Below are 25,312 nucleotides of genomic sequence, written 5' to 3'. Positions count from 1 at the left end.
GCAGCACCGGCCGGCCTCGGCCCGCTGCAGCAGATCCTGGAGCAAGCCGGCCTGGGCGAACAGGTCAAATCGTGGATCGGCAACGGCCAGAACCTGCCCGTCTCCGGCGAGCAGATCACGCAAGCACTGAGCGGCACGGGCGCACTGGAGGAAGTGTCAAAGCTGGCCGCCACCTTCGGCATCAATGAAGGCGACCTCGCCAATCAGCTGGCTGAAGGCCTGCCGGAAGCCGTGAACCATCTGACCCCGCAAGGCACGCTGCCAGCGGCCTGAGAGCATCGCCGCAACAAAGCAAAAAGCCCGCATCTGCGGGCTTTTTGTTGCAACGCCGATCAATCAGCGCTGAATCAGCTCAAGTTCACGCGAACGAGTAGAACACGCGGAATTGCACCTTGCGCTCGCCCCAGAACTCGGCTGCGTCGCGGAACACGTCCAGCAGCACCTCGCGCGCTTCCTTGTCGAACTTGGGCTGGCACGGCAGGCCTTCCAGCACGATCACGAAGCCCGGTTGCGGACCGGCCTTGTAGATCATGTCGGTCAGGCAATCGGCCAGCGCATCGAAGTTCTTGCCGAAATGCTTCGGGAACAGGAACTCACGCGCGATCACATCGAGCACTTCGCTCTTGGTGGTCGCCGCCGCGCAATTGGCATACAGGAAGTGCTGGCCCAGGCTGGCCGCCGATTCTGCTAAATCCGCCACGCGGAACGCGCGGATCGACTGCACGATATTCGGACGCACCGTCTTGAACAGGTTCATGGCGTCTTCGCGACCTCCGTCGTCGTCCGTCTTGGTGATGTCCTGCGTCATGATGTTCTGCTGCGGTTTTGCCGCCGCGCCCCCAACACGCGCACCCAGGGATTGCATCCCGACCACGCCGTCGTACAGATTTTGCGCCTTGTGCCACGCTTCACGGGCCACGCGCTCATCGCGTGCGGTGAGCGAGTCGTCCAGCCCAAACATGTTGGTCGTCATCGCTGTATCCGTTGAAAACTGTTGTAGTGATCTTCCGTGTAGTAGCAGTCGTTGGCCGCTTGCTGATCGCCACCGCAAATGATGCGTTTGGCGCCACGATTGCGCGCGCCGCGCGTCTTGACTGTGTACTCGCGGTAGTAGCCACGCCGCTGCGCAGGCAAACGTCGTTCATAGTTGCCGAACGTGCTGCCATCTTTTGCATATGGGAATGGACCGCCCTGCTCGATCAGTGCAAATGTGCGCTGTGCCTCGTTGGGCAAATCCGTTGCGCGAATGGTTCCCGCAGCGACTGCCAACCCGGTCGTACCCCTGGCGATTGCATTGACCGGCAGGCCAGCCACGGACAACGCGAGCGTCACCGCCAGCGCGCCACGCACTACTGCCTGAAATACGGAGCGGCCAATCCACGCTCCAAGTCGCTTGGTCATCAGCAAGCCCTAACGGGAGAATCGTGCCAAGCGAACAGCTTGAGCTTGGCACAGGTCACAAGCGCAGGTGGCCGCCAGACCATGATCCGGACGGCCGGTTTGCAGCTGAAAGCGAAGCGGCTCAATGCTTGAGAGGCTTGCGGGGGAAATGACAAGTCGGGCGACCGCCGGAGACTTGGGGAATCCTTCCGCCTGCAAAACCATCCAATTGCACGCACCAGAATGAGGCAAACCCGGTCAAGCGCATGGCCAAGAAATCACTTTCTCAACCCCGTCTGGCCCGGCGCAGGCCTCATGTGCTCAGAAGCACCCCTTCAGGCCGTAAGGGTACGCTCATCGATGACAACAATCAACCGGCGGTCGATGTTTGAAGGGGTTTTTGAAGCCACAACTAACATTGCACGAATGTAAGCGCACGCAAACTTACCGATCAAAAAAAAGGGGAGCGCAATAGCATGCGCTCCCCTTTTTCGTGCAGTGCGGAATTAACGCTGCGCTTCTGCGGCGGCATCCACAACGGTCAGCGCCGTCATATTGAGAATGCGCCGCACCGTTGCCGACGGCGTCAGGATGTGAACCGGCTTCTTGGCACCCAGCAGGATCGGGCCGATGGCGATGTTGTTACCGGCGGCCGTCTTCAGCAGGTTGTAGGCGATGTTGGCGGCATCAATGTTGGGCATGACCAGCAAGTTGGCCTCGCCCTTGAGCGTCGAATCCGGCACCAGCGATTCACGCAGCTTCTCATCGAGTGCGGCATCGCCATGCATTTCGCCGTCGACTTCCAGGTTCGGGGCACGTTCGCGCAGGATGGCGAGCGTTTCACGCATCTTGACGGCGGAAGGGGCTTCCGACGAACCGAAGTTCGAGTGCGACATCAGCGCGACCTTCGGCTTAATGCCGAAACGGCACAGCTCTTCAGCGGCCATGATGGTGATCTCGGCGAGCTGCTCGGCGGTCGGGTCGACGTTGACGTGCGTATCCGTCAGGAAGATCTGGCGGCCCGGCAGTACGAGGCCGTTCATGGCGGCGTACACGCAGTTGGTACCGCCGATGACCTGATCGATGTACCGCAGGTGGGCGGCCGTGTTGCTGACCGTGCCGCAGATCATGCCATCGGCTTCGCCCTTGTGGATCATGACGGCGCCGATCAGCGTAGAGCGGCGGCGCAGTTCCAGCTTGGCGTACTGCGGCGTCACGCCCTTGCGCGCCATCAGCTTGTAGTACGTTTCCCAGTAATCGCGGAAGCGCTCGTCATGCTCGGGGTTGACCACGGTGAAGTCCACACCTTCGCGCAGGCGCAGACCAAAGCGCTCGATGCGGTGGGCGATCACGCCCGGGCGGCCGACCAGGATCGGGCTGGCGAGCTTCTCATCCACAACGATCTGCACGGCACGCAGCACGCGCTCTTCTTCACCCTCGGCAAAGACGATGCGCTTGTTCTCCATCGGCACCTTGCGGGCTGCCGAGAAGATCGGCTTCATCAACGTGCCTGAGTGGTAGACAAACTGCTGCAGGTGCTGGCGGTAGGCATCCATGTCTTCGATCGGACGCTTGGCCACGCCGGAATCCATGGCGGCCTTGGCCACAGCCGGCGCGATCTTGACGATCAGGCGCGGATCAAAAGGCTTCGGAATCAGGTATTCGGGGCCGAACGAGAGATCCTGGATGCCGTAGGCCGAGGCGACGATGTCGCTCTGCTCCTGGCGGGCGAGTTCTGCCACGGCGTGCACGGCGGCGACTTCCATCTCACGCGTGATGGTGGTTGCCCCCACATCCAGCGCACCACGGAAGATGAACGGGAAGCACAGGACGTTGTTGACCTGGTTCGGGTAGTCCGTGCGGCCGGTGCCCATGATGACGTCCGGACGCACTTCCTTGGCCAGTTCCGGCAGGATTTCCGGGTTCGGGTTGGCCAGCGCGAAGATGATCGGCTTGTCGGCCATCTTCTTGACCATGTCCTGCTTGAGCACGCCCGCGGCGGACAGGCCCAGGAAAATATCGGCGCCGTCGATCACTTCGGCCAGCGTGCGCAGGTCGGTTTTCTGTGCGAAGTGCGCCTTGTCCGGGTCCATCAGTTCGGTACGGCCTTCGTACACAACGCCGGCCAAGTCCGTCACCCAGATGTTTTCGCGCGGCAGGCCCAGGTCGACCAGCAGATCCAGGCAGGCCAGCGCCGCAGCGCCCGCGCCCGACGCCACCAGCTTGACCTTCTTGATGTCCTTGCCGACCACCTTGAGCGCATTGGTGATGCCCGCGCCCACAACGATGGCGGTGCCATGCTGATCGTCATGGAAGACGGGGATCTTCATGCGCTTGCGCAGTTCGCGCTCGACGAAGAAGCACTCCGGTGCCTTGATGTCTTCCAGGTTGATGCCGCCGAAGGTCGGCTCCAGCGAGGCGATGATATCGACCAGCTTTTGCGGGTCTTTTTCGTTGATCTCGATGTCAAACACATCGATACCAGCGAATTTCTTGAACAGACCGGCTTTGCCTTCCATCACCGGCTTGGAGGCTTCCGGGCCGATGTCGCCCAGGCCAAGCACGGCGGTGCCGTTGGTCACCACACCGACGAGGTTGCCGCGGGCGGTGTAGCGGAACGAATTGGCGACGTCTTCGACGATCTCTTCGCATGCCGCGGCCACACCAGGGGAGTACGCCAGGGCCAGATCGCGCTGGTTCGACAGCGGCTTGGTCGGCGTGACGGAAATCTTGCCCGGGGTCGGAAACTCGTGATACTCCAGCGCGGCTTTACGCAGGGCGGCGCGTTGTTGCGCCTTGAGTTCTTCATCCGTGCGGGCGGGCTGTTGAGGCTGGGTATCCACCGTGGTCATGGGGTGTCTCTCGTCATGGGTGGCCGGCGCACGCGCCGGCCGTCGCATCTAGCGGGCCACCGGGAAACCACATGAGGGTCACGGTACTACGGTCCGCCTCCTTGGGCCCGTCATTTTATATAGTGAAAACCGATCTCACAACGGGATTTTGGGTGGGAGTGCCGTGCGCATTCGCTACAATATTTCACCGCCCTATCACGGCACCATCGGGCTTGCCCTCTTTCTATCATTGCCGCTGCCGTGTCCAAGCCCACCGCCTCCGCCAACTCCGCTGATAACGCCGCCGAACTATCCGAATTCGGGCTGATCCGCCGTTATTTCACGCGACCGGCCCGACAGGCAATCCTGGGGGTCGGCGATGACTGCGCCCTGCTCGGCGCCCGCCCCGGCCATGAGTTGGCGATTTCCACCGACATGTTGGTCGCCGGTCGACACTTCTTTCCCGATGCGGAGCCCAGAGCACTTGGACACAAGGCGCTGGCTGTCAACCTGTCGGATCTGGCCGCCATGGGGGCAGAGCCGCGCGCGTTTACGCTGGCCCTGGCCTTGCCGGAAGCCAATCCAGCCTGGCTCAAACCGTTTTCCGAAGGCCTGCTGGCGCTGGCAGACACCTTTCACTGCGAGCTGATTGGCGGTGACACCACACGCGGGCCACTCACGCTCAGTTTGACCGTGTTCGGCGACGTACCCGCCGCTGCGGCGTTACGCCGCGATGCTGCCCGCGCTGGCGACGACCTGTGGGTTTCCGGCACGGTCGGCGACGCACGACTCGCACTGGGTGCGCTGCGCGCCGAATGGCCGCTCACGCCCGAGACACTCGCCCAGGTGCAGCCGCGTATGGACATGCCGACACCGCGCGTCGCACTCGGGTTGGCACTGCGTGGCATCGCGCGTGCGGCGCTCGATGTGTCCGACGGGTTGCTTGGCGATCTGGGCCATATCCTGGCGCAATCGCGCGTTGGCGCAACCATCGAGGTCGATCGCGTACCGCGCTCCGCCACGCTCGCAGCGCAACCGGCCGCACGCCAGTTGCAATGCACGCTGGCCGGCGGTGACGACTATGAACTCTGCTTTACCGCTCTCGCCGAGGCGCGCGACGCTGTGCTTGCAGCAGGCCAACGGGCCGGAGTTGCCGTCACACGCGTCGGCCGCATCGATGCCGAGCCCGGCCTACGACTTGTTGATGCACAGGGTGCGCCTGTCACCTTCACGCACGGCAGCTTCGATCATTTCTCATCCGCATCATGATGTCTTCAGCCCCCTTTCCACCCTCCAACCCGCCGGGCCAGCCCGAGACCATGACGCTCGAAGCAGGGCAAACCGCTCAAGTCCGCCGCCCGACCGCACGCTTCATGCTCGCTCATCCGGCACGCATCCTGGCGCTGGGCTTCGGCTCGGGCCTGTCGCCCATCCTGCCGGGCACGATGGGGACGCTCTACGCGTGGCTGATCTACGTTGTTCTGGCACGCTGGATTGCCGGACCGACCTGGCTGCTGATTGCGGCCGTCGGTTTCGTGATCGGCATCTGGGCCTGCACCCGCACGGCGCGCGACCTGGGCGTGGCTGACCACGGGGCCATGGTGTGGGATGAGATGGTCGCCTTCTGGCTGGTGCTGGCGTTCGTGACGCCGACCACGCTGGGCGGGCAGTTTGGGGCGTTCCTGCTGTTCCGCTTCTTTGACATGGTCAAGCCCGCGCCCATCCGCTACTACGACCGCACGCTCAAAGGCTTTGGCGTGCGCGGCGGCTACGGCGTGATGGTCGACGACATCCTGGCCGCGTTCTATACGCTGCTGGTGTTTGCGCTGTGGCGCTCGTTCTGACGTTTGACGTCTTGAAGCTCCGAAGGTATTGCAATGGCTGAATCCCGCGCCCTGGCCCAACTGGCCGACTTGGTCGGCGACACGCTGCACAAGCGCAGCCTGACGATGGCGACCGCCGAATCGTGCACGGGCGGGCTGGTGTCCGCCGCCATTACCGATGTGTCGGGTTCGTCCGCGTGGTTCGAGCGCGGCTTCGTCACATACTCCAACGAGGCAAAATCACAGATGCTGGGGGTGCCGGCCGCGCTGATCCGCGAACACGGTGCGGTGAGCGAACCGGTAGCGCATGCGATGGCTGAAGGTGCGGTGCTCAACAGCCGTGCGCAGGTGGCGGTTGCGATTACCGGTGTGGCGGGCCCGACCGGCGGCACGCCCGACAAGCCCGTCGGCATGGTGTGTTTTGGATGGAGCAACCGCCTGCAGACGCGCGTGGAAACGCGCCACTTCAAGGGCGACCGCAAGCAGGTGCGCCTGCAGGCCGCCGAGCACGCACTGCGGGGCCTGCTCGACTTTTTGGATTCCGCAGAGTCCTAGTCCCTAGACCCGAGCTTCGTTCGGGTGATCCGGCCGGTGACGCTCTTCGTGCTCGTGCTCCGGCTGATGCTCATGGTCATGTTCGCGACGGCGGTCGCGAACATGCTCGTGCCCACCATCACGTTCCTTCTCGAACTTGCGGTCCGGATCCTTACCTTCTTCCTCGCGGCGCAGACTGGCAGCCGGAATCAGACGTTGGAGATGCGTGGCCATGGTGTCCTCACCTAAACACCGGACAGCCGGACCGACGGTGTCGATCAGGCGCGGTATTGATTGATCTGGTCGCGCGTGGCAAGCGCCACACGGCGGGCAGCATCGGCAAAGTCGCTGTCGCTGCTGGCGTACAAAATGGCGCGCGACGAGTTGATCATCATGCCGGTGCCATCTGCAGTGCGGCCGGCACGCACGGTGGCTTCGATGTCGCCACCCTGTGCGCCAATGCCCGGAATCAGCAACGGCATGTCTCCGACGATCTCGCGCACCTTGGCGATCTCCTGCGGAAAGGTTGCGCCTACTACCAGGCCCATCTGGCCGCTGGTGTTCCACACATTGCGGGCGCGCTCAGCCACGACCTGATAGACGGGACGGCTGCCGGTTTCCAGGAACTGCACGTCGCTGCCGCCCGCATTGGAGGTGCGGCACAGCACGATCACGCCCTTGTCGGCATGCGCGAGGTACGGTTGCATCGAATCGAAGCCCATGTACGGGCTGACGGTGATGGCATCCGCCTGGTAGCGCTCGAAGGCTTCCTTGGCGTAGTGCTCGGCGGTGGAGCCGATATCACCGCGCTTGGCGTCGAGGATGACCGGGATGCCCGGATACGCCTCGTGGATGTAGTTGATGAGCTGCTCGAGCTGGTCTTCAGCGCGCTGTGAAGCGAAGTAAGCAATCTGTGGCTTGAACGCGCAAACCAGGTCCGCCGTGGCATCGACAATGGCGCGACAGAACGAGAAGATCGCCCCGCCCGTGCCGGTGAGCGACGCCGGCAGGCGCGCCGGATCGGGGTCGAGCCCGACGCACAGCAGGGAATTGTTGCGCTGCCAGGCGGCAGCCAGTTGTTCGGTAAATCGCATGATGTCGAGAATGTGATGGCGCGGCCGGACTGCCGCATGACTTCACCGCATTTTACCCGTCGGGCGATCCGGCGGCCCGATCTTCCGGGCGTGGCATTGATCCGACGCGTGCGCGCCAAGCCACTGTTTGTGGCTGAACCGGTCGCTTCTTTACGCTACACTCGGCGCGATTTTTCGCCTCGCCCGTTCAATACCCGCTTCAAGGAACCTCCATGATCAACCTGTTCGTCGTGCAAAAAGGCCGTCTCGCGCAAGAACAGGTCGAAGAACGCAGCGAATTGCTGCAGCACAAGCCGATCTGGATCGACGTGATCGACCCAGACGACGAAGAGCTTGCCTGGATCAAAGAAGCCTATGGCGTGGTCCTGCCCGAACTGGAGCAATTAGGGGACCTGGAAGCGTCCGCCCGCTACTTCGAGGGCGAAGACGGCCACATCCACATCCGCACCGATTTCCTGCTCGACGAAGAGACCACCTCGCGCAACGTGCGCGTGGCCTTCGTGCTGACCAAGGATGTGCTGTTCTCCATCCACGACGAAGACTTGCCCGCCTTCCGCCTGGTGCGCATGCGTGCACGGCTGCGCCCGGGTTCGGTACGCAACGCAAAAGACGTGCTGATGGATCTGTACGCCACCGACGCTGAATACTCGGCGGACTCCATCGAAGAGGTGTATGAACGCCTGGAAGACGCCAGCAAACGTGTGCTGGCCGACGAGGTGACTGACGCCGCCGCCGCCGATGTGCTGGAGATCATCGCACGCGTGGAAGACCTGAACGGCCGCATCCGCCGCAACGTGATGGATACGCGCCGCGCGGTGTCGTTTCTGCTGCGCAGCCAGTTGCTGTCCACCGACCAGCAGGACGAAGCGCGCCAGGTGCTGCGCGACATCGACTCCATCGAGAACCACACGGCGTTCCTGTCGGACAAGGTCAACTTTTTGATGGACGCTACGGTCGGTTTCATCAACATCAACCAGAACAAGATCATCAAGCTGTTCTCGGTGGTGTCGGTGGCGCTGATGCCGCCCACGCTGATCGCCTCGATCTATGGCATGAACTTCAAGGTGATGCCGGAGTTGGACTGGGCCGAAGGGTATCCGTACGCGATCGTGATGATGATCGTGTCGGCGGCGATTCCGTTGGTGTACTTCCGGCGCAAGGGCTGGCTCAAGTAAGCCACCCACGCGCTTCAATCGGGCAGCGTGGCCGAGCCCATGCGGTTGGCGATGATGGTGGCCTTGCGTGTGAAGTTCACGTGCACGTTGGCGCAGTAACTCTTCTTGTCGAAGCACTTGGGCGCGGGCAATGCCGCCGCCAGACGCGCCGCCTGACCCACCGTCAGTTGTGAAGCCGGACGCTTGAAGTAATGCTGTGCGGCGGCTTCTGCGCCGAACACACCTTCGCCCCACTCCACCGAGTTCAGGTAGATCTCCAGGATGCGCTCCTTGTCGAGCCAGAACTCCAGCATCCAGGTGATGGCCAGTTCTTCGCCCTTGCGCAGGTAGTGGCGTTCGCCAGAGAGAAAGAGGTTCTTCGCAAGCTGCTGCGTGATGGTCGAACCGCCCGCGACCACGTGGCCGCGCCGTTTGTTCTTCTCCCATGCGTCGAGCATGGCGTCGACTTCCCAGCCGCTGTGCGAGACGAAGTCGGCATCTTCGCTGGCGATGACCGCGCGCTTGAGGTTGCGCGAGATCTGGTCGTAGTCGACCCAGCGGTGGTCAACCTTGCAGGTAACGACGTTGACGCCGCACAGGCGCATGCGCTCGGCGCGCATGAACGCGGTGGAAGACGGATCGAACGTCTGCCAGCTCGCGATGGCAGCAAAGAAGTACAGATTGAGTGCGACCACGCCTGCCACGAAGCAACCGATCACGTAGCCGAGCCAGCGCATCATCGTGCGTATCCTGGGCGGGCGTTCAACGACGCGCGCGGGCAGCCACGACGGCCTCACCCTGCAGCGCTTCACGCATGCCGAGCAACACCGGCGCGGTATCCGGGCGCACGCCACGCCAGACGAAGAACGATTCCGCCGCCTGCTCGACCAGCATGCCCAGGCCGTCCCAGGTGCGGGCGTCGTAGCGCTTGGCAAACTGCATGAACAGCGTCGGCTGTGCGGCGTACATCATGTCGTAGGCCAGCGCGTTCGGGCCGAACACGGTGCCTGGAATCGGTGGCACCCCTCCCTGCAGGCTGCTGGCCGTGGCGTTGATGATGACGTCGAACACGTCATCGACAGCAAGCTCGTCATAGCCACCGCCCACCAGCTCCGCGTCGTGCAGCTTGGCCGAGATTTCAAAGCGATCGACCAGCATGTTGGCGCGATCGGCTGTGCGATTGGCGATGAACACGCGCGACGGCTTGTGCTCCAGCAGCGGCAGCAGCACGCCGCGCGCCGCACCGCCGGCCCCCAGCAGCAGCACGCGCTCGCCCGCAAGGTCGTTGCCGATGTTGTGCGTGATATCGCGCATCAGGCCAACGCCGTCGGTGTTGTCGCCAAAGATCTCGTCGCCGTCGAACTTGAGCGTGTTGACTGCCCCTGCCGACTCTGCCCGCAGCGACAACGACGTCGACATCGAATACGCATCGAGCTTGAACGGCACGGTCACGTTGAGCCCCTTCCCACCTTCGCGAATGAAGGTCAGCACGGTTTCTTCAAACGCGATCAGCTCGGCGTAGATACGGTCGTAGCGGACGAGCTCGCCGGTCTGCTGCGCAAACGCGGCGTGGATGGTGGGCGACTTGCTGTGCGAGATCGGATTGCCGATCACGCCATAGCGATCTGTGGGTGGCGCACTCGCGGCGGCGAGGATGGCCTCTTGAAACGACGACGGCATAAACGACGACCTCAGCGGGTCTGCAGGTGAGTTTCCAGGCCAGCGCGGGTGAACTTGAAGGTGGCGACCACATCCTGGATGTCGACGCGCTTACGCATCTCCGCCGGGAAGCCGCCAAACGGCGCGGACGACCGCACGATGGCCACGGCCTGACGATCCAGCGCCGGGTTGCCCGAGCTCTTGGCGATCTCGATGCCTTCGATCTTGTAGCCGTCCTGGTTGTAGCCGAGCTGGCCGTCGCGGTTGATGCTGATTACGAGGATCAGTTCACCATACAGCGGGCGACCGTTCTGGCTGGGGAAATTGGCCGTGCCGCGCACTTCGATCTTGCGGCGCACGGCATCGTAGTAGCGGGCGTAATCCACCTGGCGCGCGCTGGCGGCAGTCAGCACGTTACGGCGCGGGCGCTTGGCGTAGTTTTCGAGGTTGCGATCGATCTCGGCCTGCAGGCGGGCGATTTCGTCCTGCGTGGTGCGGTCATCCGTGCCGTTGGTGGGCGACGGCACCGGGCGCTCACCGGGCTTGACCTGGCGATCGTTCACCATCGGCGCGCGGTCTTTCGACTGCGTCAGCAGGCGGCGCTGCTCCTGCTCAAGGAATTCAACACGGCGCTGCGTGAGCTTGATGGCATCGCCGGTCTGCTCGTTGGTATCGGCAGGCAGCGGCGTGGTGGCGCGCTGCTGATCGAACTCGCCGCCGCCGTTTAGGTTGACCTGCGCCACCGCCGTTGCCTTGGCCGGCGCGGTGGACGACTTGGCGTTGACCAGCACCACGTCCAGCCCCGGATCGTCGCGCTTGATGTCGAAGGCCTCGGGCGCCACCACGCGCACGAACAGCAGCAGGACATGCACGGCAAGCGACACGACCAATGCCTTGGTGAGCGTGCTGCTGCCGGACCAGTCCGGACGGTTTGCGAGGGCGGCCATGAGGGGTGATTCCTAAGGTAACGCGCGAGAGGAAAGTCAGACTGCGATTGTAGTTAGGCAGCGGCAGGCGTTCCACCGCTCTCACCGTCCTGCGGCGGCGACGCCACAGCAGGATCAGCTTCCGCACGGGCCTCTTCCCCATCAGTGGCCGGTTGTGGTTCGGCCGGCGCGTCCACCTCGGCAGCCGCGGCTTCCGCTTCGGCCAGTTCGTCTTCGATTGCCGCGGCTTCGGCCTCTGCATCGGCAGCCGGGGCAAGGACTTCCACTACGCGGCACGACACTTCCAGGCTGATCTCGTCGGTGTCGAGAATGTCGAGCACGACATGCGTGCCACGCGCCGTCTGTGCTAGTTCCGGCACCTTGGTGACCAAGGGAATGTCGGCAAAGCGTACGGCGCCTTCCTTGAGCACGACGGCCTGCATGCGCGTGCGGTTTTCCTGCTTGAGCCAGCGCAGGCACCAGTAGCGCTCCATGGTCGACTGGTGGTCGGCATAGGCGGCGTAGGTGCCTTCAAAGTCGGCCACGGCGGCCAGCAGGTCAGCGTCTTTCGGCTTGAACGGTGCGATCAGCTTGGCCGTCACGCCATGCTGTGCCACCGCCGCGATCTGCCATTGGTTGACCAGATCCACATAACGGCGCAGCGGCGACGTGCTCCACGCGTACTGCGCCACGCCCAAGCCTTCGTGCGGCGCCGGATACGTCTGCATGCGCGTGCGGTGCATGCCCCACGCCTTCTGCGTGCGGTAGATGCCGGGCACGCCAGCATCGGCCAGCATGCGACCCCAGGTGCTGTTGGCCAGGATCATCATCTCGGCGACGATCTTGTCCAGCGGCGAGCCGCGCTTGCGTTGCTCGATGCGGACGCGCTCGCCACCGCCTTCAGCTTCGGGAATCGGGTCGATGTAGAACGAGTAGTCACCCTTCTGCGCGCCTTCCGGCTTGAGGCCGCTGGCAATACGCGCCTGCTGACGGCCGTCGTACAGCGCGCACGCAAACGGCCACAGCACGGCCAGCTCGGCCTTGAACGGGTAGTCACCCGAGCCATCAGCCAGCGCTTCGGCGGTGATCACATCGTCAAGCAGGTTGTGGCGCAAGTTGGCAGCGACGGTCACGGATTCGCAGCGCGTTTCGCTGGCGGTGACCGTCCACGTGGCACGGTCAACCGTTGCGTACAGCGACAGCGCCGGGCACGCGCGCCCTTCCTGCAGCGTGTAGCGATCCACCACCGACTCCGGCAGCATCGTGATCTTGTCGCCCGGAAAGTACACGGTCGACAGCCGCTGGCGCGCAATCGCGTCCAGCGCATCGCCACGCTGGATACCGAAACCCGGCGCTGCGATGTGGATGCCGATGCGCACCGTGGCATCGTCAATGGGCGTGACGGAGATGGCGTCGTCGATTTCCGTGGTGGTCACGTCATCGATCGAGAACGCGCGTACATCGGCGGCCGGCAATTCGAGCACGGGTTCCGGCACCGTCACATCCGGGAAACCGGTGCCTTTCGGGAAGCACTCCGAGAGGAAACGCGCCTCGTGCAGCGCACGCGCGTTGGCGATGCCGCCCACTGCCACCATCAGCCGCATCGGCGAAAGACCCAGCGCCGTGCACGCGGCGTCCAGCGCCTTGAATTCGAGGCTGTTCTTGTCCGGCTTGAACAGCAGCTGCAGCGTCTTGCCACGGAAGGACTCGGGCAGGCGCATCGCCTTCAGTTCGGCTTCGTACTCAGCCTGCAGAGCAGCCTGCTGCTTCTTGCGCTCGACGGCGGCCAGCGCAGCCTTCAGCTGATCTTCCGGTGCACGTTGATATCGGCCGCGGCCCTTGCGGCGGAAATAGATGGGCGAGCCATGCAGGGCAATCGCCAGCGCGGCTTGCTGCGTGGCATCCGCCCCGGCGCCGAAGTACTCGCCGGCCAGGTCGGTAAAGCCGAACTCATCAGCTGGTGCGCATTCCCAGAGGAAATCCAGATCGATGTCCGTCGACAGTGCGTGCGCGGCCTTCGACAGTTCACCGGCCGAAGGCTGGGCAAACTGCAGCAACACATCGCGCGACTTGACCTTGGTGCGCTTAGCGCTCGGCAACTCGACCTGGTAGGCCTCGCCCTGTTGGGACAAAACGGTGCCTGCGCGGATCTCGCCGCCTTCTTCAAACAGCAACTGCATGGATATGTCTGGATTGCGGCGGGAGCACCGCTTTGAATGAGATGGATTCGCCGCGCGTCCGGATGTCAGAAAACCCGGTGCACGGCGACAAAAAGTTGGGGGCGATGATACCGCACTGGGACGGCCTCCGAACCGTCGAAAATACGCCGACTTCGCGCCTACCTTGGCGGCTTGAACCCGGCCAGTGCCGGCAAGAACACCTCTGTCACCAGCATCGCGCTCGCCCCGCGCCGAAACACGGAGCGCCGTGCCGGCAGGCGCTCAACGCCAGTGATCGGTGCATCACCCAACGTATGGTGCGCCCGGCGCACCAGCGGGTGGCGCGCATCGAGCAGCGCAAACTCAAAAGCGCCCCGGGCCACGCGCGGGTCCGCAAATAGCGAATGCCCAAGCGGCTGCGTGCCCAGCGCTTTCAGAAATGGCCAGTCCAGCGCCACGCTGCGCGGGTGGACGATGGTGTGTGCATACACGACGGGAATGTCGTCGCAGATCAGCAAAACCTCTCGCGCGAGTGTCTCTGCGGGGCCCGTCATGCCAAGGCAGCGCCATTCGTCACGCAACGGCATTGCCCGTTTCTGGCCAAGGAGTTGCACCCGAAACGTGGAGGATGCCGCACGCAGGCGTGCCGTCAGCGAATTTGCACCAACCGCCCAGAGCGCCCAATGGCGGTCGTACACGACGGCGGGCGGCAACGCGCTGCGCCACAGGCTGCGCGGGTACGACGGGGATTCAGTCATGCGGACGCGCTGCCGTCAAACGGGTGCGCCGCCAGCCAGTCGGCAGGAATGCCGCAGAAGACGAGCACTTCGTCCATGTACTGCGCGAAATCGCTGATGCCATGGTCACTGCCGTCGATCACGCTGGTGGCGGCGCCGGGGAAGTGGGCGAGCATCTCACGATAATCGAGCACCTCGTCGCCGGTCGATGCCAGAAGGTAGTAGCGGTCAGGCTGCGTAATGGCAGGCACGGCCAGCGCGCGCAACTCATCCAGATGATGCGGCTCGACGCGAATCGTGCCGCCGCCATGCCAGAGCGGCTGTTCACCCACGTACTTGGCCAGGTCCCGCTCTGGACGCGTGGCAGGATTCAGCATCGCGGCACGCAAGCCGTGGCGCTCAGCCAGCCAGGTGGCGTAATAGCCACCCAACGATGAGCCGATCAGCACCGGCTTTGCTCCATCACGCGTACTCAAGTCAGCGATCAACGCCTCAATTTCAGCCATCGCCTCGCGCGGCGAGACGGGCAGCATCGGGCAGACATACTGATCGGCCAGCCCGACCGAGGCCATCCGATTGCCCAGCAACTGCGCCTTGAACGAGCGCGGCGACGAGCGGAATCCGTGCAAATAGACGATGGAAGCCGACATACATGAATCAGTTGGCAGCACCGGCACGCTCAGCCAGCGCCTCCAGCAGCTTCTGGTGCACGCCGCCGAAGCCACCGTTGCTCATCACCAATACGTGGTCACCCGGACGCGCGGTAGCGGTCACGGCTTCAACCAGCGTGGTCAGGTCGGAAAACGCCGTCGCACGCTCGCCCAGCGGCGCCAGCGCGCCGGCCAGGTCCCAGCCAATGGCATCTTTGCCGCTACCGGCACCGTAAGCGAACACCTGATCGGCGCCGATCAGGCTATCGGGAAGCGCCTGCTTCATCACACCCAGTTTCATGGTGTTCGAGCGCGGCTCCAGCACCGCCAGGATGCGCGCACTGCCGACACGACGGCGCAGGCCATCGATGGTCGTGCGGATAGCGGTGGGGTGGTGGGCGAAATCGTCGTAGACAGTCACGCCATCAACGGTGCCGCGCACTTCCATGCGGCGTTTCACATTTTCGAAACGGGCCAGGCTTTCAATGGCTTGGGGCGCCGGCACACCCACGTGGCGCGCAGCGGCAATGGCAGCCAGCGCGTTCATGCGATTGTGGTCGCCCTGTAGGGCCCAATGCACCCGGCCCTGCGTCTGGCCGTTGAAGAGTACGTCGAAGCTGTCGTCGTCGCCCAAATTGGCGATTTTCCAGCCATCACCCTCTTCTACGCCGAAATATTCGACTTCTGACCAGCATCCACGTGCAAGCACGCGCTTCATGCTGTCTTCACGGCCATTGACGAGTAAGCGCCCCTGACCGGGTACAGTACGAACGAGATGATGGAATTGCGTTTCGATCGCCGCAAGATCAGGGAAGATATCAGCGTGATCGAACTCCAGATTGTTCAGAATGGCCGTGCGGGGGCGATAGTGAACAAACTTGCTGCGCTTGTCGAAGAAGGCCGTGTCGTATTCGTCGGCCTCGATGACGAAGAAGTCGGATTCGGTCAGCCGCGCCGACAACCCGAAATTGCGTGGTACGCCCCCCACCAGAAAACCGGGGTTGTAACCGGCGTCCTGCAGAATCCAGGCGAGCATCGAGGTGGTGGTCGTCTTGCCGTGGGTGCCGGCCACGGCGAGCACCCACTTCTGGCGCAGCACGTTGTCACCCAGCCATTGCGGGCCGGAAACGTACGGCAGGTTGCGATCCAGGATGGCTTCCATCAGCGGATTGCCGCGCGAGATCACGTTACCGATCACGTACAGATCCGCGCCGATCGACAATTGTTCGGGGTCGAAACCCTCGATCAGCTCGATGCCCTGGGCTTCGAGCTGGGTGCTCATCGGCGGATAGACATTGGCGTCGCAGCCGGTAACACGGTGACCGGCCTGGCGGGCGATCAGGGCAATGCCGCCCATGAAGGTGCCGCAGATTCCAAGGATGTGGATATGCATGGGAGCCATCTCAACTACGTTGCGCGGCATTGTACCGGGCATGCCTACGGGCAGACGCGCGCGCTTCAGTAAAATAGAAATCATGTCATCCAAACGCCCCCTCCTCGACCCGACCCGCGTTCGGGAAGAAATTGCCGCCGTCGCCGCCCGCATGATTGCGGAGGACGGTGCCGATTACGCCACAGCCAAGCGCAAGGCCGCGCGCCAGGTGCTCGGCACGGAATCGCGCGCCGCAGGCGTTTGGCTGCCCGACAACGAACAGGTCGAAACCGAAGTCCGCGAATACCAGGCGCTGTTCCAGGCCGATTCCCAGCCACGCGTACTGGCGCTGCTGCGCCGCATCGCGCTGGTGCTGATGGAGGGGCTGCAGGTGCACAACCCGTACCTGGCCGGCGCGGTTTTCAACGGCACCGCCAGCGAGCACTCCGACATCCACCTGCAGGTCTTCTGCGACAGCCCGAAAGACGTGGCGATCTTCCTGCTCAATGCCGGCGTGGACTTCGACACAACAGAGAGCGCTCACTTCGCTGGCCGCGACGAGGTGGAAACGCTCAGCTTCCTGTGGCGTGGCCAATGGCCGGCCAGCCGCGAGGCCCGCGAACTGGCCCAGGAACTGCGCGCCGAAACCGGTACGCCGGTCGGCGTGCATATCGCCCTCTATGACATGAATGATGTGCGCGGCGCCCGACGCACCGACGCCAGCGGCAAAGCTGCGCGCGGAGATGCCGCAGCCGTGCGCGCCCTCCTATCGAAGGGGTGATCCGCCAAGAGGAGTACAATCCGGCACGCTTCGCCTCTGTCTGTATATAGAGAGACCGCCCGAACCATGTCCCGCCGTACCGCCCTGATTGCCCTGTTGATTGCCGGCGCGATTGCCGCAGCCCTGGGCATCTACACCGGACACAAGGCCACCGAACCCAAGACGCCGGCCGACAATGTCGTCGCCGCGTTCTACAGCAGCAAGCTGCCGGACGCCAATGGCACGCCGATCGATCTGTCGGCATTCCGGGGGCAGCAGGTGGTGATCAATTTCTGGGCACCATGGTGTGGCCCCTGCGTGGAAGAGATGCCGGAGTTGTCCGCACTCGCCCAGGAGCAGAAGACCAAGGCAAAGTTTGTCGGCATCGGTATCGATACAGCGGCCAATATCCAGGCCTTCCTGGGTAAGGTACCCGTCACGTATCCAATTGCGGTGGCCGGTTTCGGTGGCACAGAGCTGGGTCGGCAATTTGGCAACGAGATGGGCGGCCTGCCGTTTACTGTGATCCTTAACGCACAAGGCGAAATCACTTTCAGAAAGATGGGCCGCGTGCACGCTGACGAACTGCGTCAGGCGCTGCAGCGCACGTGAATATGCAAAATCGTCATATGACGGTCATGTGCGCGCAACTACCCTTCTTTCTACACAAAATTGACGGTGCAGTTGGCAAGATCGGTGAAAACACCAGTTTCTCGAACTCTTTTCAGCAAAAACTAGACAAAGCATTCTAAATTGCTGTAAATTGCGCCCAACTTCGCTCAACCAGTCAAATCGTGGCTGAAAAACCGACCGCTAAAGCGCTTCGTAACGTGCTCGTGCTGCACGGCCCGAACCTCAATCTGCTGGGGACGCGCGAACCGGAAGTCTATGGCGCAACCACGCTGGCCGACATCAACGCTGCCCTGACCGAACGTGCCAAGGCGCGCGGTGTCACGCTGGCGCACTTCCAGTCGAACCACGAAGGCGCACTGGTCGACCGCATTCACGCGGCCAAGAGCGAGGGCGTCGAATTCATCATCATCAACCCGGCGGCCTATACGCATACCAGCGTGGCCCTGCGCGATGCGCTGGCCGGGGTGGTGATTCCGTACATTGAAGTCCACCTGTCCAACGTGCACCGCCGCGAGCCGTTCCGCCACCATTCGTATCTGGCGGACCAAGCGGTGGGCGTGATCTGTGGGCTGGGCTGGCGCGGTTATCTGGCCGCGCTGGACTACTGTATCGACCAAAGCAGCGATCAACACGGCGGCTGACCAGCCGCCTTCCTCCCTTTCACCTCAATCACTTAACCAACGCAACGACGCCAGCGCCTGGAGCGCTTTTACCGATGTGCCGCTGAAGAGCCATTCGCGCGCATCCCACGCCCCAGACCGCCGACGCTGCAGGAGAACGCTCATGGATTTGCGCAAGCTGAAAACGCTGATCGACCTGGTGGCCGAATCGGGCATTTCGGAACTCGAAGTGACCGAAGGTGAAGGCAAGGTCCGCATCGTCAAGTCGGCCCCGCAGCAAGTGATGGCCCCGATGCAATATGCACCGATGCAGATGCAAGCCGCCCCGGCCGTCGCCGGCGCCGCTGCCCCGGCCGCCGCTGCCGTCAGCGCTGAAGCTGCTACCCCGGCCCTGCCGGCCGGCCACATCGTGACCTCGCCGATGGTCGGTACGTTCTATCGCTCGCCGTCGCCGGGCGCTGCCGAGTTCGTCAAGGTAGGCGACACGGTCAAGGAAGGCCAGACGCTGTGCATCATCGAAGCGATGAAGCTGCTCAACGAGATCGAAGCAGACAAGGCCGGTGTCATCAAGGAAATCCTGATCGACAACGGCCAGGCCGTGGAATACGGCCAACCGCTGTTCGTGATCGGCTGATCTTCCGGCATCAGATCCTCATCGTGCGGCAGGCTCCCCTGCCGCATCCGAGCGCCTAATTGGCACAATCGGGCGCGCGGGCCGACTAATGGCGACCCAGCCATAGCGCCCTCGCCTCCCCTTTTTGTAGCGAGAACACGATGTTCGACAAGATCCTGATTGCGAATCGCGGCGAGATCGCTCTTCGCATCCAGCGCGCCTGCCGCGAGCTCGGCATCAAGACCGTGGTGGTCTATTCCGAGGCGGACAAGGAAGCCAAATACGTCAAGCTGGCCGACGAAGCCGTGTGTATCGGCCCGGCGCCATCGCCGCTGTCGTACCTGAACATGCCGGCCATCATTTCGGCCGCAGAAGTGACCGACGCCCAGGCGATCCACCCCGGTTACGGCTTCCTGTCGGAAAACGCCGACTTTGCCGAGCGCGTGGAGCAATCCGGCTTCACCTTCATCGGCCCGACGCCCGAGTCGATTCGCCTGATGGGCGACAAGGTGTCGGCCAAGCAAGCCATGATCAAGTCCGGCGTGCCTTGCGTGCCGGGCTCGGAAGGCGCCCTGCCCGAAGACCCGAAGGAAATCCTGGCAACGGCCCGCAAGGTCGGCTATCCGGTCATCATCAAGGCCGCGGGCGGCGGTGGCGGCCGCGGCATGCGCGTGGTGCACACCGAGGCTGCGCTCATCAACGCCGTCAACATGACGCGCGAAGAAGCCGGCCGCGCCTTTGGCAACCCGGAAGTCTATATGGAGAAGTTCCTGGAGCATCCGCGTCACGTGGAAATCCAGGTTCTGGCCGACCAGCACCGCAACGCCGTCTGGCTGGGCGAGCGCGATTGCTCGATGCAGCGCCGCCACCAGAAGGTGATCGAAGAAGCGCCGGCACCGCACATCGCGCGCCGCCTGATCGAACGCATTGGTGACCGCTGTGCGGATGCCTGCAAGAAGATCGGCTACCGTGGCGCCGGCACGTTCGAGTTCCTGTACGAGAACGGCGAGTTCTACTTCATCGAAATGAACACGCGCGTGCAGGTCGAACACCCGGTCACGGAAATGATCACCGGCATCGACATCGTGCAGGAGCAGATCCGCGTGGCGGCCGGCGAAAAGCTGCGCTTCCGCCAAAAGGACATCACGCTCAAGGGCCACGCCATCGAGTGCCGCATCAACGCGGAAGATCCGTTCAAGTTCACGCCGTCGCCGGGCCGCATCACGTCGTGGCATGTGCCGGGTGGCCCTGGTGTTCGCGTGGATTCGCACGCCTACAACGGCTACTTCGTGCCGCCCAACTATGACTCGATGATCGGCAAGGTCATCACGTACGGCGCCACGCGTGAGCAAGCGATTGCCCGCATGCGCATCGCCCTGTCGGAAATGGTGGTGGAAGGCATCTCGACCAACGTGCCGCTGCACCGCGATCTGATGCTCGACGCCAACTTCGTCGAAGGCGGCACCGACATCCACTACCTGGAGCACCGTCTGGCGCAGCAGGAAGTGGCCAAGGGTGGCGGCAAATAACATGACGTACCGCGAATGCGTGCTCGAAGTCGCCCGTGACGACGCTGAGGCGTTGTCCGAGGCGTTGTTCGACCTGGGCGCGCTGTCGGTGTCGGTGGAAGACGCCGATGCCGACACGCCCGAAGAACAGCCACTCTTCGGCGAGCCCGGCCACGAGCCGACGCGCCTGGCGTGGAACCGTTCGCGCGTGGTCGCGCTGCTGGCGGACGACGCCGATCCGGCACTGCTGGTGGCAGCCGCCGCCAACGAGATCAAGCTGTCGCCGCTGCCGGCGTACACCGTGCGCGAAGTGGAAGAGCAGGACTGGGTGCGCGTGACGCAATCGCAGTTCGAGCCCATCCACATCGGCGAGCACATCTGGGTCGTGCCCTCGTGGCACGACGCACCGGAGCCCGACGCCGTGGTGCTGGAACTGGACCCGGGTCTGGCCTTCGGCACCGGCAGCCACCCGACCACGCGCCTGTGCATGGAATGGCTGGAGCAGCACGTGCAGCCGGAAGAGCGCACGCTCGACTACGGCTGCGGCTCGGGCATTCTGGCCATCGTCGCCAAGAAGCTCGGTGCCGGTGAAACCGTCGGCGTCGACATCGACCCGAACGCCGTGGAAGCCTCGCGCTACAACGCCGAGCGCAACCACGTCGAAGCCACGTTCGCCCTGCCCGACGATGCGCCGGAAGGCACGTTCGACCTGGTGGTCGCCAATATCCTGTCGAACCCACTCAAGCTGATGGCGGCCATGCTGTGCGCACGCGTGCGCCCGGGTGGCCGGCTGATCCTGTCGGGCGTACTGGAGCGCCAGGCGGAAGAAGTGGCTGCGGCGTACGCCTCGGCCATTCCGCTTACGGTGTGGCGTGCGCGTGACGGCTGGGTCTGCCTGCACGGTGTGAAACCCGCGTAATTTCACGGCAATGCGTGCTGGCGTCACCCGCAAAGGTCGACGCTGGCGTCACTGTCTGCAATACTCGCGCGGTCGGCTTTTTTCTCCTTGTTCTGCATGGCATCCGCGCCACGTCTCGCCGCCCGCTGTCCCAATTGCCAAACCGCGTTCCGCGTCGTCGCCGATCAGCTTCGGTTACGTGGCGGGCTCGTCCGTTGCGGGCGCTGCAATCACGTCTTTGACGGGCGCGCGCATCTGATCGAACTGGGCGCGACGCCCACGCCGCCGGCAGCAACACCGGCCACACCAGTACCGCAGCAAGCTGACCCACGTGCACCGGCCGTCGGAACCACGCCCGCACCCGTCCCCGCAGAACCCTCCACTCCGCCGACTGAGGCACCAGCCGAAGCTTCTCCGGCAACGCCCACGGCCGAAGACGACCACGGCTTCGGCATGACTTTGATCTGGGAGGAGGACGTTGCCGATGAAGGCGTCGCCGAAGTACATCTGGGCGAAGTCGAAGGCGCAACGCCAATTCCAGACGCGCATCCAACCGCCCCTGATACGCGCCCGCTGACTGACGAGTCACCGGCCAAATCTGCTGCCGAACCTGCACCCGCGGCTGAGCCCGTCGCAGACGTACCTACCGCCGCGCCCGTTACACCGGCATCGCCCAACACGCCGCCAGTGGCACCGGCTGATCCGTTTCACGGCCTGCCGCCGATCCGGGAGTTTGAGGACGACGAAGATGCATTCGCGGCAGCCCTGCCCAAGCAACGGTCGGCAGATTTGCCGCCCGAGACGGTCGTCCCGCCCGTACCCACGCCTGCGGTAACGAAGCCCGAAGCGCCCGCACCGACAACGCCCGCCGACGCGGACAAGCACGATTCGGTCTGGATGCGTCACGAGACCGATCCGCACACGATATTCGCGCCGGTGCCGCGCCGGAACCATCACGCGCGCCGCGCGCATGATGAGCACGACGGTCCGACACCACAGCGGACGCTCACCGGCGCACCACGTCCGCGCAAAGCGCGTGGGCCGAACCATGGTGTCTCGGCCGCCACACTCGATTTCTTGCGTGCCGCACAGGCGCGTGAGCAGGTACGCAAGTCGACAGGGCGCCGTGCGTTGGCGCGCATTGCGATCGGATTCCTGATCGTGTTGGCCGTGGCACAGGCGCTCTTCCTTGGTCGTTCGGAAATCGCCCGCCGCGCGCCGTCCACACGACCATTGTGGGAGGCGCTATGCCAACCGCTGCATTGCAAGATCGCCCCGCCGCGCGACCTCGACGCGCTGCAGATCGAGTCGTCGCAACTGCAGCGTCAGGAAGGTGATGCATCCGACCAGTACGTGCTGACCGCCACGCTTCGCAACCGCGCCGGCAACCCAGTCGCCTTGCCGGCCATCGAGCTGGTGACGACCGATCTACAGGACCAACTGCTCTCACGCCGCGCGCTGCTGCCCAGCGACTACCTGAACCCGACCGACAGTGCATACGGTACGTCAGGTCTGCCCGCCCGCGCCGAGCTGCCGATTCGGGTACGATTCCAGTCCCAGCGCCCGACGGCCAACTACCGGGTGCTGATTTTTTACCCCTGAATTTTCCCTAGACTCACCCCCAACACGCATCAAAGGAAGGAGCAACACCATGGCAAACGTGACCCTTGGCGGTAACCCGATCGAAGTCGGCGGCCAATTCCCGACCGTCGGCGCGAAGGCCCCGGCTTTCACGCTGGTTGGCGCAGACCTGAAAGACGTGTCGCTGGCTGACTTTGCCGGCAAGCGCAAGGTCCTGAACATCGTGCCCAGCCTGGACACCCCGGTGTGTGCCACCTCCACGCGTAAGTTCAACGAAGCCGCCGCCAAGCTGGACAACACCGTCGTGCTGTCGATCTCCGCCGACCTGCCGTTTGCTGCCGGCCGCTTCTGCACCACCGAAGGCATCGCCAACGTCAAGCCGCTGTCGACCTTCCGTGACAAGGGCTTCAAGCAAGCCTACGGTGTCGACATCACGTCGGGCCCGCTGGCAGGTGTGACCGCCCGCGCCGTGGTCGTACTCGATGCCAACGACAACGTCCTGTACTCGCAACTCGTGCCGGAAATCAAGGAAGAGCCGAACTACGACGCCGCCCTGGCCGCGCTGAAGTAAGCTCACCCGCATTGCCGTGAGACCGGCCTCCGGTCTCGCATTCATCACACGGCCGTCCGCTTGGACGGCCGCGTTCACATCTGGAGCCTTCCAATATGGCCAGCGTGATCTGTGGCTCGGTTGCCTACGACACCATCATGACGTTCGACGGGCACTTCCGCGAACACATCCTGCCGGACAAAATCCACATTCTTAACGTCTCCTTTCTGGTGCCGACCATGCGCCGGGAGTTCGGCGGCTGCGCAGGCAACATCGCCTACACGCTCAAGCTGCTCGGCGGCGAGCCCATCATCATGGGCACGGTCGGTCAGGATGCGGGGCCGTATCTGGATTACCTGAAGAAGCTCGGCATCTCGACCGCGCATGTCACGGAAATCCCGGACACGTTCACCGCGCAGGCCATGATCACGACCGACCGCGACAACAACCAGATCACCGCGTTCCACCCGGGCGCGATGAGCCAGTCGAGTGTGAACTCGGTCAAGGATGCGCTGCCGGCCAAGCTCGGCCTGGTGGGCCCCGACAGCCGCGACGGCATGCTGCATCACGCCACACAATTTGCCGAAGCCGGCGTGCCGTTCATCTTCGACCTGGGCCAGGCGATGCCGCTGTTTGACGGCGCCGACCTGCGCCGCTTCGTTGAACTCGCCAGCTACGTCGTGGTCAATGACTACGAAGCGCAGGTCATGCTGTCACGCACGGGCTACAGTGCGACGGAGCTTGCGCAACGCGTCGAGGCTTTCATCGTCACGCGCGGGGAAGAAGGGGCGGAAATTCACGCCGGCGGCAAGCAGTACACTATTCCGGTCGTGCCGGCCGAACGTGTGGTCGACCCGACCGGTTGCGGCGACGCGTTCCGCGGCGGCCTGCTCTATGGCATCGAGAACGGCATGGATTGGGAAACCACCGGCCGACTCGCCAGCCTGATGGGCTCCCTCAAGATCGCTTGCCAAGGCCCGCAGAATCACGGCCTGCCCGTCGACGAGATTGCCCGGCGCTTCGAATCTGCTTTCGGGTACCGGTATCAATAAGGAATGAACATGAAACCCATCTATCGCATCGGCGCTGCGGCCCTGCTGGTCGCCGCCCTTGGCCTGCAAGGCTGCGCCATGGGCACCAACTCCAACAGCGCCTATACCTCGGGACAGGCGCAGCGCGAGCAGACCGTGCGCTTTGGCACGGTGGATTCGGTCCGCAATGTCGTGATCGACCGCGAGCAGACCGGCGTGGGCACGATTGCTGGCGGCGCCATCGGCGGCATCGGTTCTGCAGCCGCCATTGGCCGCGGCAACGGTTCGGTGGCAGCAGGTGTGCTGGGTGCGATTCTGGGTGGCGTTGCAGGCAGCGCGATCGAAGGTCAGATGAACAAGCGCCCCGGCTTGGAAATCACCGTCAAACTGGACAACGGCGAGTACCGCGCCATCACGCAAGACGCCGACGAGGCTTTCCGCCCCGGCGAGCGTGTACGCCTGCTGTCGTCGGGCGGCGTGACCCGCGTGACGCACTGACCCATCGCCGGGCAGCCAGCCTGACGCATCAGCAAGACCGCATCGGTGTCGCGCCGGTGCGGTTTTTTTTCGTCCTGGAGAAACGCGCAGGCCATCACCCGGACAAGAAAAAGCCCGCCGGGGCGTAGGCCGATCGGCGGGCGGTGCAAGACACCAGGTCTTGCGGACCGGATACAAAGTATCCGATCAGGTGGGCGCGACCTGCGCGCCGCTGTGGTCCCGGAGGATCACCGTCGCAAGAATGACTTACGGACGGTTGCCAGTCGGGAACGGCCATGCAGCAGCCGGGTTCAGCGCGGTC

At 63.7% G+C, this 25,312-nt stretch carries 27 protein-coding genes; 15 read left to right on the top strand and 12 right to left on the bottom strand.

From position 1 onward, the window contains the following. A partial coding sequence (locus JHD73_RS17315) for a YidB family protein (RefSeq protein ID WP_199031499.1) occupies window positions 1–273 on the top strand: 273 nt, incomplete at its 5' end. An 85-nt stretch (window positions 274–358) separates the two neighbouring features. Here the strand turns inward: JHD73_RS17315 and JHD73_RS17310 are convergent. From JHD73_RS17310 to JHD73_RS17300, 3 genes are all read right to left on the bottom strand, one after another. Beyond that, the gene (locus tag JHD73_RS17310; RefSeq protein ID WP_199031498.1) at window positions 359–973 is read right to left on the bottom strand and encodes a barstar family protein; all 615 of its coding nucleotides are present in this window, start codon (window positions 971–973) and stop codon (window positions 359–361) included. Beyond that, on the bottom strand, window positions 970–1,401 hold the full coding sequence (locus JHD73_RS17305) for a ribonuclease (RefSeq protein ID WP_199031497.1): 432 nt from the start codon (window positions 1,399–1,401) through the stop codon (window positions 970–972). The genes JHD73_RS17310 and JHD73_RS17305 overlap by 4 nt, the downstream gene beginning before the upstream one ends. Before the next feature lie 485 nt (window positions 1,402–1,886). Beyond that, the gene (locus tag JHD73_RS17300; RefSeq protein ID WP_199031496.1) at window positions 1,887–4,232 is read right to left on the bottom strand and encodes an NADP-dependent malic enzyme; all 2,346 of its coding nucleotides are present in this window, start codon (window positions 4,230–4,232) and stop codon (window positions 1,887–1,889) included. Window positions 4,233–4,472: 240 nt separating this feature from the next. On the opposite strand from JHD73_RS17300, the gene thiL reads away from it, so the two are divergent. Genes thiL through JHD73_RS17285 form a run of 3 tightly spaced genes read left to right on the top strand, consistent with a single transcriptional unit; the run spans window position 4,473 to window position 6,589 of the window. Then, window positions 4,473–5,480: a thiamine-phosphate kinase gene (gene thiL / locus JHD73_RS17295; protein ID WP_199031495.1), complete on the top strand. Its 1,008-nt coding sequence runs from the start codon at window positions 4,473–4,475 to the stop codon at window positions 5,478–5,480. Beyond that, window positions 5,477–6,055 (top strand): phosphatidylglycerophosphatase A, encoded by a 579-nt coding sequence (locus JHD73_RS17290; protein WP_199031494.1) that lies wholly within the window; start codon window positions 5,477–5,479, stop codon window positions 6,053–6,055. Before thiL ends, JHD73_RS17290 begins: the two co-directional genes overlap by 4 nt. A 33-nt stretch (window positions 6,056–6,088) precedes the next feature. After that, window positions 6,089–6,589: a CinA family protein gene (locus JHD73_RS17285; protein WP_199031493.1), complete on the top strand. Its 501-nt coding sequence runs from the start codon at window positions 6,089–6,091 to the stop codon at window positions 6,587–6,589. 3 nt (window positions 6,590–6,592) lie between these two features. Here the strand turns inward: JHD73_RS17285 and JHD73_RS17280 are convergent, their stop codons facing one another. After that, window positions 6,593–6,802, bottom strand: a complete 210-nt coding sequence (locus JHD73_RS17280; protein ID WP_199031492.1) for a metal transporter — start codon at window positions 6,800–6,802, stop codon at window positions 6,593–6,595. Window positions 6,803–6,846: 44 nt separating this feature from the next. Then, on the bottom strand, window positions 6,847–7,662 hold the full coding sequence (gene pyrF, locus JHD73_RS17275) for an orotidine-5'-phosphate decarboxylase (RefSeq protein ID WP_199031491.1): 816 nt from the start codon (window positions 7,660–7,662) through the stop codon (window positions 6,847–6,849). A 212-nt stretch (window positions 7,663–7,874) separates the two neighbouring features. Between pyrF and corA the strand changes: the two genes are divergently transcribed. Beyond that, window positions 7,875–8,837: a magnesium/cobalt transporter CorA gene (gene corA, locus JHD73_RS17270; RefSeq protein WP_199031490.1), complete on the top strand. Its 963-nt coding sequence runs from the start codon at window positions 7,875–7,877 to the stop codon at window positions 8,835–8,837. Between the two features lie 14 nt (window positions 8,838–8,851). On the opposite strand, the gene mtgA is transcribed toward corA, so the two are convergent. The 7 genes from mtgA to mpl all read right to left on the bottom strand — a co-directional run bounded on the left by mtgA (window position 8,852) and on the right by mpl (window position 16,340). Next, on the bottom strand, window positions 8,852–9,556 hold the full coding sequence (mtgA, locus tag JHD73_RS17265; RefSeq protein WP_199031489.1) for a monofunctional biosynthetic peptidoglycan transglycosylase: 705 nt from the start codon (window positions 9,554–9,556) through the stop codon (window positions 8,852–8,854). Window positions 9,557–9,578: 22 nt separating this feature from the next. Next, window positions 9,579–10,496: a shikimate dehydrogenase gene (aroE, locus tag JHD73_RS17260; protein ID WP_199031488.1), complete on the bottom strand. Its 918-nt coding sequence runs from the start codon at window positions 10,494–10,496 to the stop codon at window positions 9,579–9,581. 11 nt (window positions 10,497–10,507) lie between these two features. After that, window positions 10,508–11,422, bottom strand: a complete 915-nt coding sequence (locus JHD73_RS17255; RefSeq protein ID WP_199031487.1) for an energy transducer TonB — start codon at window positions 11,420–11,422, stop codon at window positions 10,508–10,510. A 53-nt stretch (window positions 11,423–11,475) separates the two neighbouring features. Next, a complete protein-coding gene (locus tag JHD73_RS17250; protein WP_199031486.1) occupies window positions 11,476–13,581 on the bottom strand; it encodes a ribonuclease catalytic domain-containing protein in 2,106 nt (701 codons plus the stop codon). A 158-nt stretch (window positions 13,582–13,739) separates the two neighbouring features. Next, on the bottom strand, window positions 13,740–14,318 hold the full coding sequence (locus tag JHD73_RS17245; RefSeq protein ID WP_199031485.1) for a chorismate lyase: 579 nt from the start codon (window positions 14,316–14,318) through the stop codon (window positions 13,740–13,742). Further along, window positions 14,315–14,947, bottom strand: coding sequence for a YqiA/YcfP family alpha/beta fold hydrolase (locus tag JHD73_RS17240; RefSeq protein ID WP_199031484.1), 633 nt, complete (start codon window positions 14,945–14,947; stop codon window positions 14,315–14,317). Before JHD73_RS17240 ends, JHD73_RS17245 begins: the two co-directional genes overlap by 4 nt. Window positions 14,948–14,954: 7 nt before the next feature. Beyond that, window positions 14,955–16,340 (bottom strand): UDP-N-acetylmuramate:L-alanyl-gamma-D-glutamyl-meso-diaminopimelate ligase, encoded by a 1,386-nt coding sequence (gene mpl / locus JHD73_RS17235; RefSeq protein WP_199031483.1) that lies wholly within the window; start codon window positions 16,338–16,340, stop codon window positions 14,955–14,957. 82 nt (window positions 16,341–16,422) lie between these two features. Between mpl and JHD73_RS17230 the strand changes: the two genes are divergently transcribed. From JHD73_RS17230 to JHD73_RS17185, 10 genes are all read left to right on the top strand, one after another. Then, window positions 16,423–17,100 carry a UDP-N-acetylmuramate--alanine ligase gene (locus JHD73_RS17230; RefSeq protein WP_199031482.1) on the top strand — a complete coding sequence of 226 codons (678 nt, stop codon included), beginning with the start codon at window positions 16,423–16,425 and terminating at the stop codon, window positions 17,098–17,100. 66 nt (window positions 17,101–17,166) lie between these two features. Further along, window positions 17,167–17,691 (top strand): TlpA disulfide reductase family protein, encoded by a 525-nt coding sequence (locus JHD73_RS17225; protein WP_199031481.1) that lies wholly within the window; start codon window positions 17,167–17,169, stop codon window positions 17,689–17,691. A 182-nt stretch (window positions 17,692–17,873) separates the two neighbouring features. Continuing rightward, a complete protein-coding gene (gene aroQ / locus JHD73_RS17220) occupies window positions 17,874–18,353 on the top strand; it encodes a type II 3-dehydroquinate dehydratase (protein WP_199031480.1) in 480 nt (159 codons plus the stop codon). 142 nt (window positions 18,354–18,495) lie between these two features. After that, window positions 18,496–18,966 (top strand): acetyl-CoA carboxylase biotin carboxyl carrier protein, encoded by a 471-nt coding sequence (gene accB / locus JHD73_RS17215; protein ID WP_199031479.1) that lies wholly within the window; start codon window positions 18,496–18,498, stop codon window positions 18,964–18,966. Window positions 18,967–19,106: 140 nt separating this feature from the next. Next, window positions 19,107–20,474 (top strand): acetyl-CoA carboxylase biotin carboxylase subunit, encoded by a 1,368-nt coding sequence (gene accC, locus JHD73_RS17210; RefSeq protein ID WP_199031478.1) that lies wholly within the window; start codon window positions 19,107–19,109, stop codon window positions 20,472–20,474. A gap of 1 nt (window position 20,475) precedes the next feature. Continuing rightward, window positions 20,476–21,372 carry a 50S ribosomal protein L11 methyltransferase gene (prmA, locus tag JHD73_RS17205; protein WP_199031477.1) on the top strand — a complete coding sequence of 299 codons (897 nt, stop codon included), beginning with the start codon at window positions 20,476–20,478 and terminating at the stop codon, window positions 21,370–21,372. Between the two features lie 96 nt (window positions 21,373–21,468). After that, on the top strand, window positions 21,469–22,953 hold the full coding sequence (locus JHD73_RS17200; protein ID WP_199031476.1) for a DUF3426 domain-containing protein: 1,485 nt from the start codon (window positions 21,469–21,471) through the stop codon (window positions 22,951–22,953). Window positions 22,954–23,002: 49 nt separating this feature from the next. Next, window positions 23,003–23,503: a thiol peroxidase gene (gene tpx / locus JHD73_RS17195; RefSeq protein WP_199031475.1), complete on the top strand. Its 501-nt coding sequence runs from the start codon at window positions 23,003–23,005 to the stop codon at window positions 23,501–23,503. Window positions 23,504–23,598: 95 nt separating this feature from the next. After that, window positions 23,599–24,534 (top strand): carbohydrate kinase family protein, encoded by a 936-nt coding sequence (locus JHD73_RS17190; protein WP_199031474.1) that lies wholly within the window; start codon window positions 23,599–23,601, stop codon window positions 24,532–24,534. Between the two features lie 9 nt (window positions 24,535–24,543). Beyond that, window positions 24,544–25,011, top strand: a complete 468-nt coding sequence (locus JHD73_RS17185; RefSeq protein ID WP_199031473.1) for a hypothetical protein — start codon at window positions 24,544–24,546, stop codon at window positions 25,009–25,011. Window positions 25,012–25,312: the final 301 nt, after the last annotated feature.

This window comes from Ralstonia sp. ASV6, assembly GCF_016429285.1.
Classification (GTDB): Bacteria; Pseudomonadota; Gammaproteobacteria; order Burkholderiales; family Burkholderiaceae; genus Ralstonia; species Ralstonia flaminis.
This window is presented reverse-complemented; position numbering and strand designations above follow the sequence as displayed.

What these genes read in the sequence shown, in the direction of transcription:
- JHD73_RS17310 (WP_199031498.1), bottom strand. Translation starts at nt 973, where the DNA reads ATGACGACCAACATGTTTGGGCTGGACGACTCGCTCACCGCACGCGAT.
- JHD73_RS17305 (WP_199031497.1), bottom strand. Translation starts at nt 1,401, where the DNA reads ATGACCAAGCGACTTGGAGCGTGGATTGGCCGCTCCGTATTTCAGGCA.
- JHD73_RS17300 (WP_199031496.1), bottom strand. Translation starts at nt 4,232, where the DNA reads ATGACCACGGTGGATACCCAGCCTCAACAGCCCGCCCGCACGGATGAA.
- JHD73_RS17290 (WP_199031494.1), top strand. Translation starts at nt 5,477, where the DNA reads ATGATGTCTTCAGCCCCCTTTCCACCCTCCAACCCGCCGGGCCAGCCC.
- JHD73_RS17285 (WP_199031493.1), top strand. Translation starts at nt 6,089, where the DNA reads ATGGCTGAATCCCGCGCCCTGGCCCAACTGGCCGACTTGGTCGGCGAC.
- JHD73_RS17280 (WP_199031492.1), bottom strand. Translation starts at nt 6,802, where the DNA reads ATGGCCACGCATCTCCAACGTCTGATTCCGGCTGCCAGTCTGCGCCGC.
- pyrF (WP_199031491.1), bottom strand. Translation starts at nt 7,662, where the DNA reads ATGCGATTTACCGAACAACTGGCTGCCGCCTGGCAGCGCAACAATTCC.
- corA (WP_199031490.1), top strand. Translation starts at nt 7,875, where the DNA reads ATGATCAACCTGTTCGTCGTGCAAAAAGGCCGTCTCGCGCAAGAACAG.
- mtgA (WP_199031489.1), bottom strand. Translation starts at nt 9,556, where the DNA reads ATGATGCGCTGGCTCGGCTACGTGATCGGTTGCTTCGTGGCAGGCGTG.
- aroE (WP_199031488.1), bottom strand. Translation starts at nt 10,496, where the DNA reads ATGCCGTCGTCGTTTCAAGAGGCCATCCTCGCCGCCGCGAGTGCGCCA.
- JHD73_RS17255 (WP_199031487.1), bottom strand. Translation starts at nt 11,422, where the DNA reads ATGGCCGCCCTCGCAAACCGTCCGGACTGGTCCGGCAGCAGCACGCTC.
- JHD73_RS17250 (WP_199031486.1), bottom strand. Translation starts at nt 13,581, where the DNA reads ATGCAGTTGCTGTTTGAAGAAGGCGGCGAGATCCGCGCAGGCACCGTT.
- JHD73_RS17245 (WP_199031485.1), bottom strand. Translation starts at nt 14,318, where the DNA reads ATGACTGAATCCCCGTCGTACCCGCGCAGCCTGTGGCGCAGCGCGTTG.
- JHD73_RS17240 (WP_199031484.1), bottom strand. Translation starts at nt 14,947, where the DNA reads ATGTCGGCTTCCATCGTCTATTTGCACGGATTCCGCTCGTCGCCGCGC.
- mpl (WP_199031483.1), bottom strand. Translation starts at nt 16,340, where the DNA reads ATGCATATCCACATCCTTGGAATCTGCGGCACCTTCATGGGCGGCATT.
- JHD73_RS17230 (WP_199031482.1), top strand. Translation starts at nt 16,423, where the DNA reads ATGTCATCCAAACGCCCCCTCCTCGACCCGACCCGCGTTCGGGAAGAA.
- JHD73_RS17225 (WP_199031481.1), top strand. Translation starts at nt 17,167, where the DNA reads ATGTCCCGCCGTACCGCCCTGATTGCCCTGTTGATTGCCGGCGCGATT.
- accB (WP_199031479.1), top strand. Translation starts at nt 18,496, where the DNA reads ATGGATTTGCGCAAGCTGAAAACGCTGATCGACCTGGTGGCCGAATCG.
- accC (WP_199031478.1), top strand. Translation starts at nt 19,107, where the DNA reads ATGTTCGACAAGATCCTGATTGCGAATCGCGGCGAGATCGCTCTTCGC.
- prmA (WP_199031477.1), top strand. Translation starts at nt 20,476, where the DNA reads ATGACGTACCGCGAATGCGTGCTCGAAGTCGCCCGTGACGACGCTGAG.
- JHD73_RS17200 (WP_199031476.1), top strand. Translation starts at nt 21,469, where the DNA reads ATGGCATCCGCGCCACGTCTCGCCGCCCGCTGTCCCAATTGCCAAACC.
- tpx (WP_199031475.1), top strand. Translation starts at nt 23,003, where the DNA reads ATGGCAAACGTGACCCTTGGCGGTAACCCGATCGAAGTCGGCGGCCAA.
- JHD73_RS17190 (WP_199031474.1), top strand. Translation starts at nt 23,599, where the DNA reads ATGGCCAGCGTGATCTGTGGCTCGGTTGCCTACGACACCATCATGACG.
- JHD73_RS17185 (WP_199031473.1), top strand. Translation starts at nt 24,544, where the DNA reads ATGAAACCCATCTATCGCATCGGCGCTGCGGCCCTGCTGGTCGCCGCC.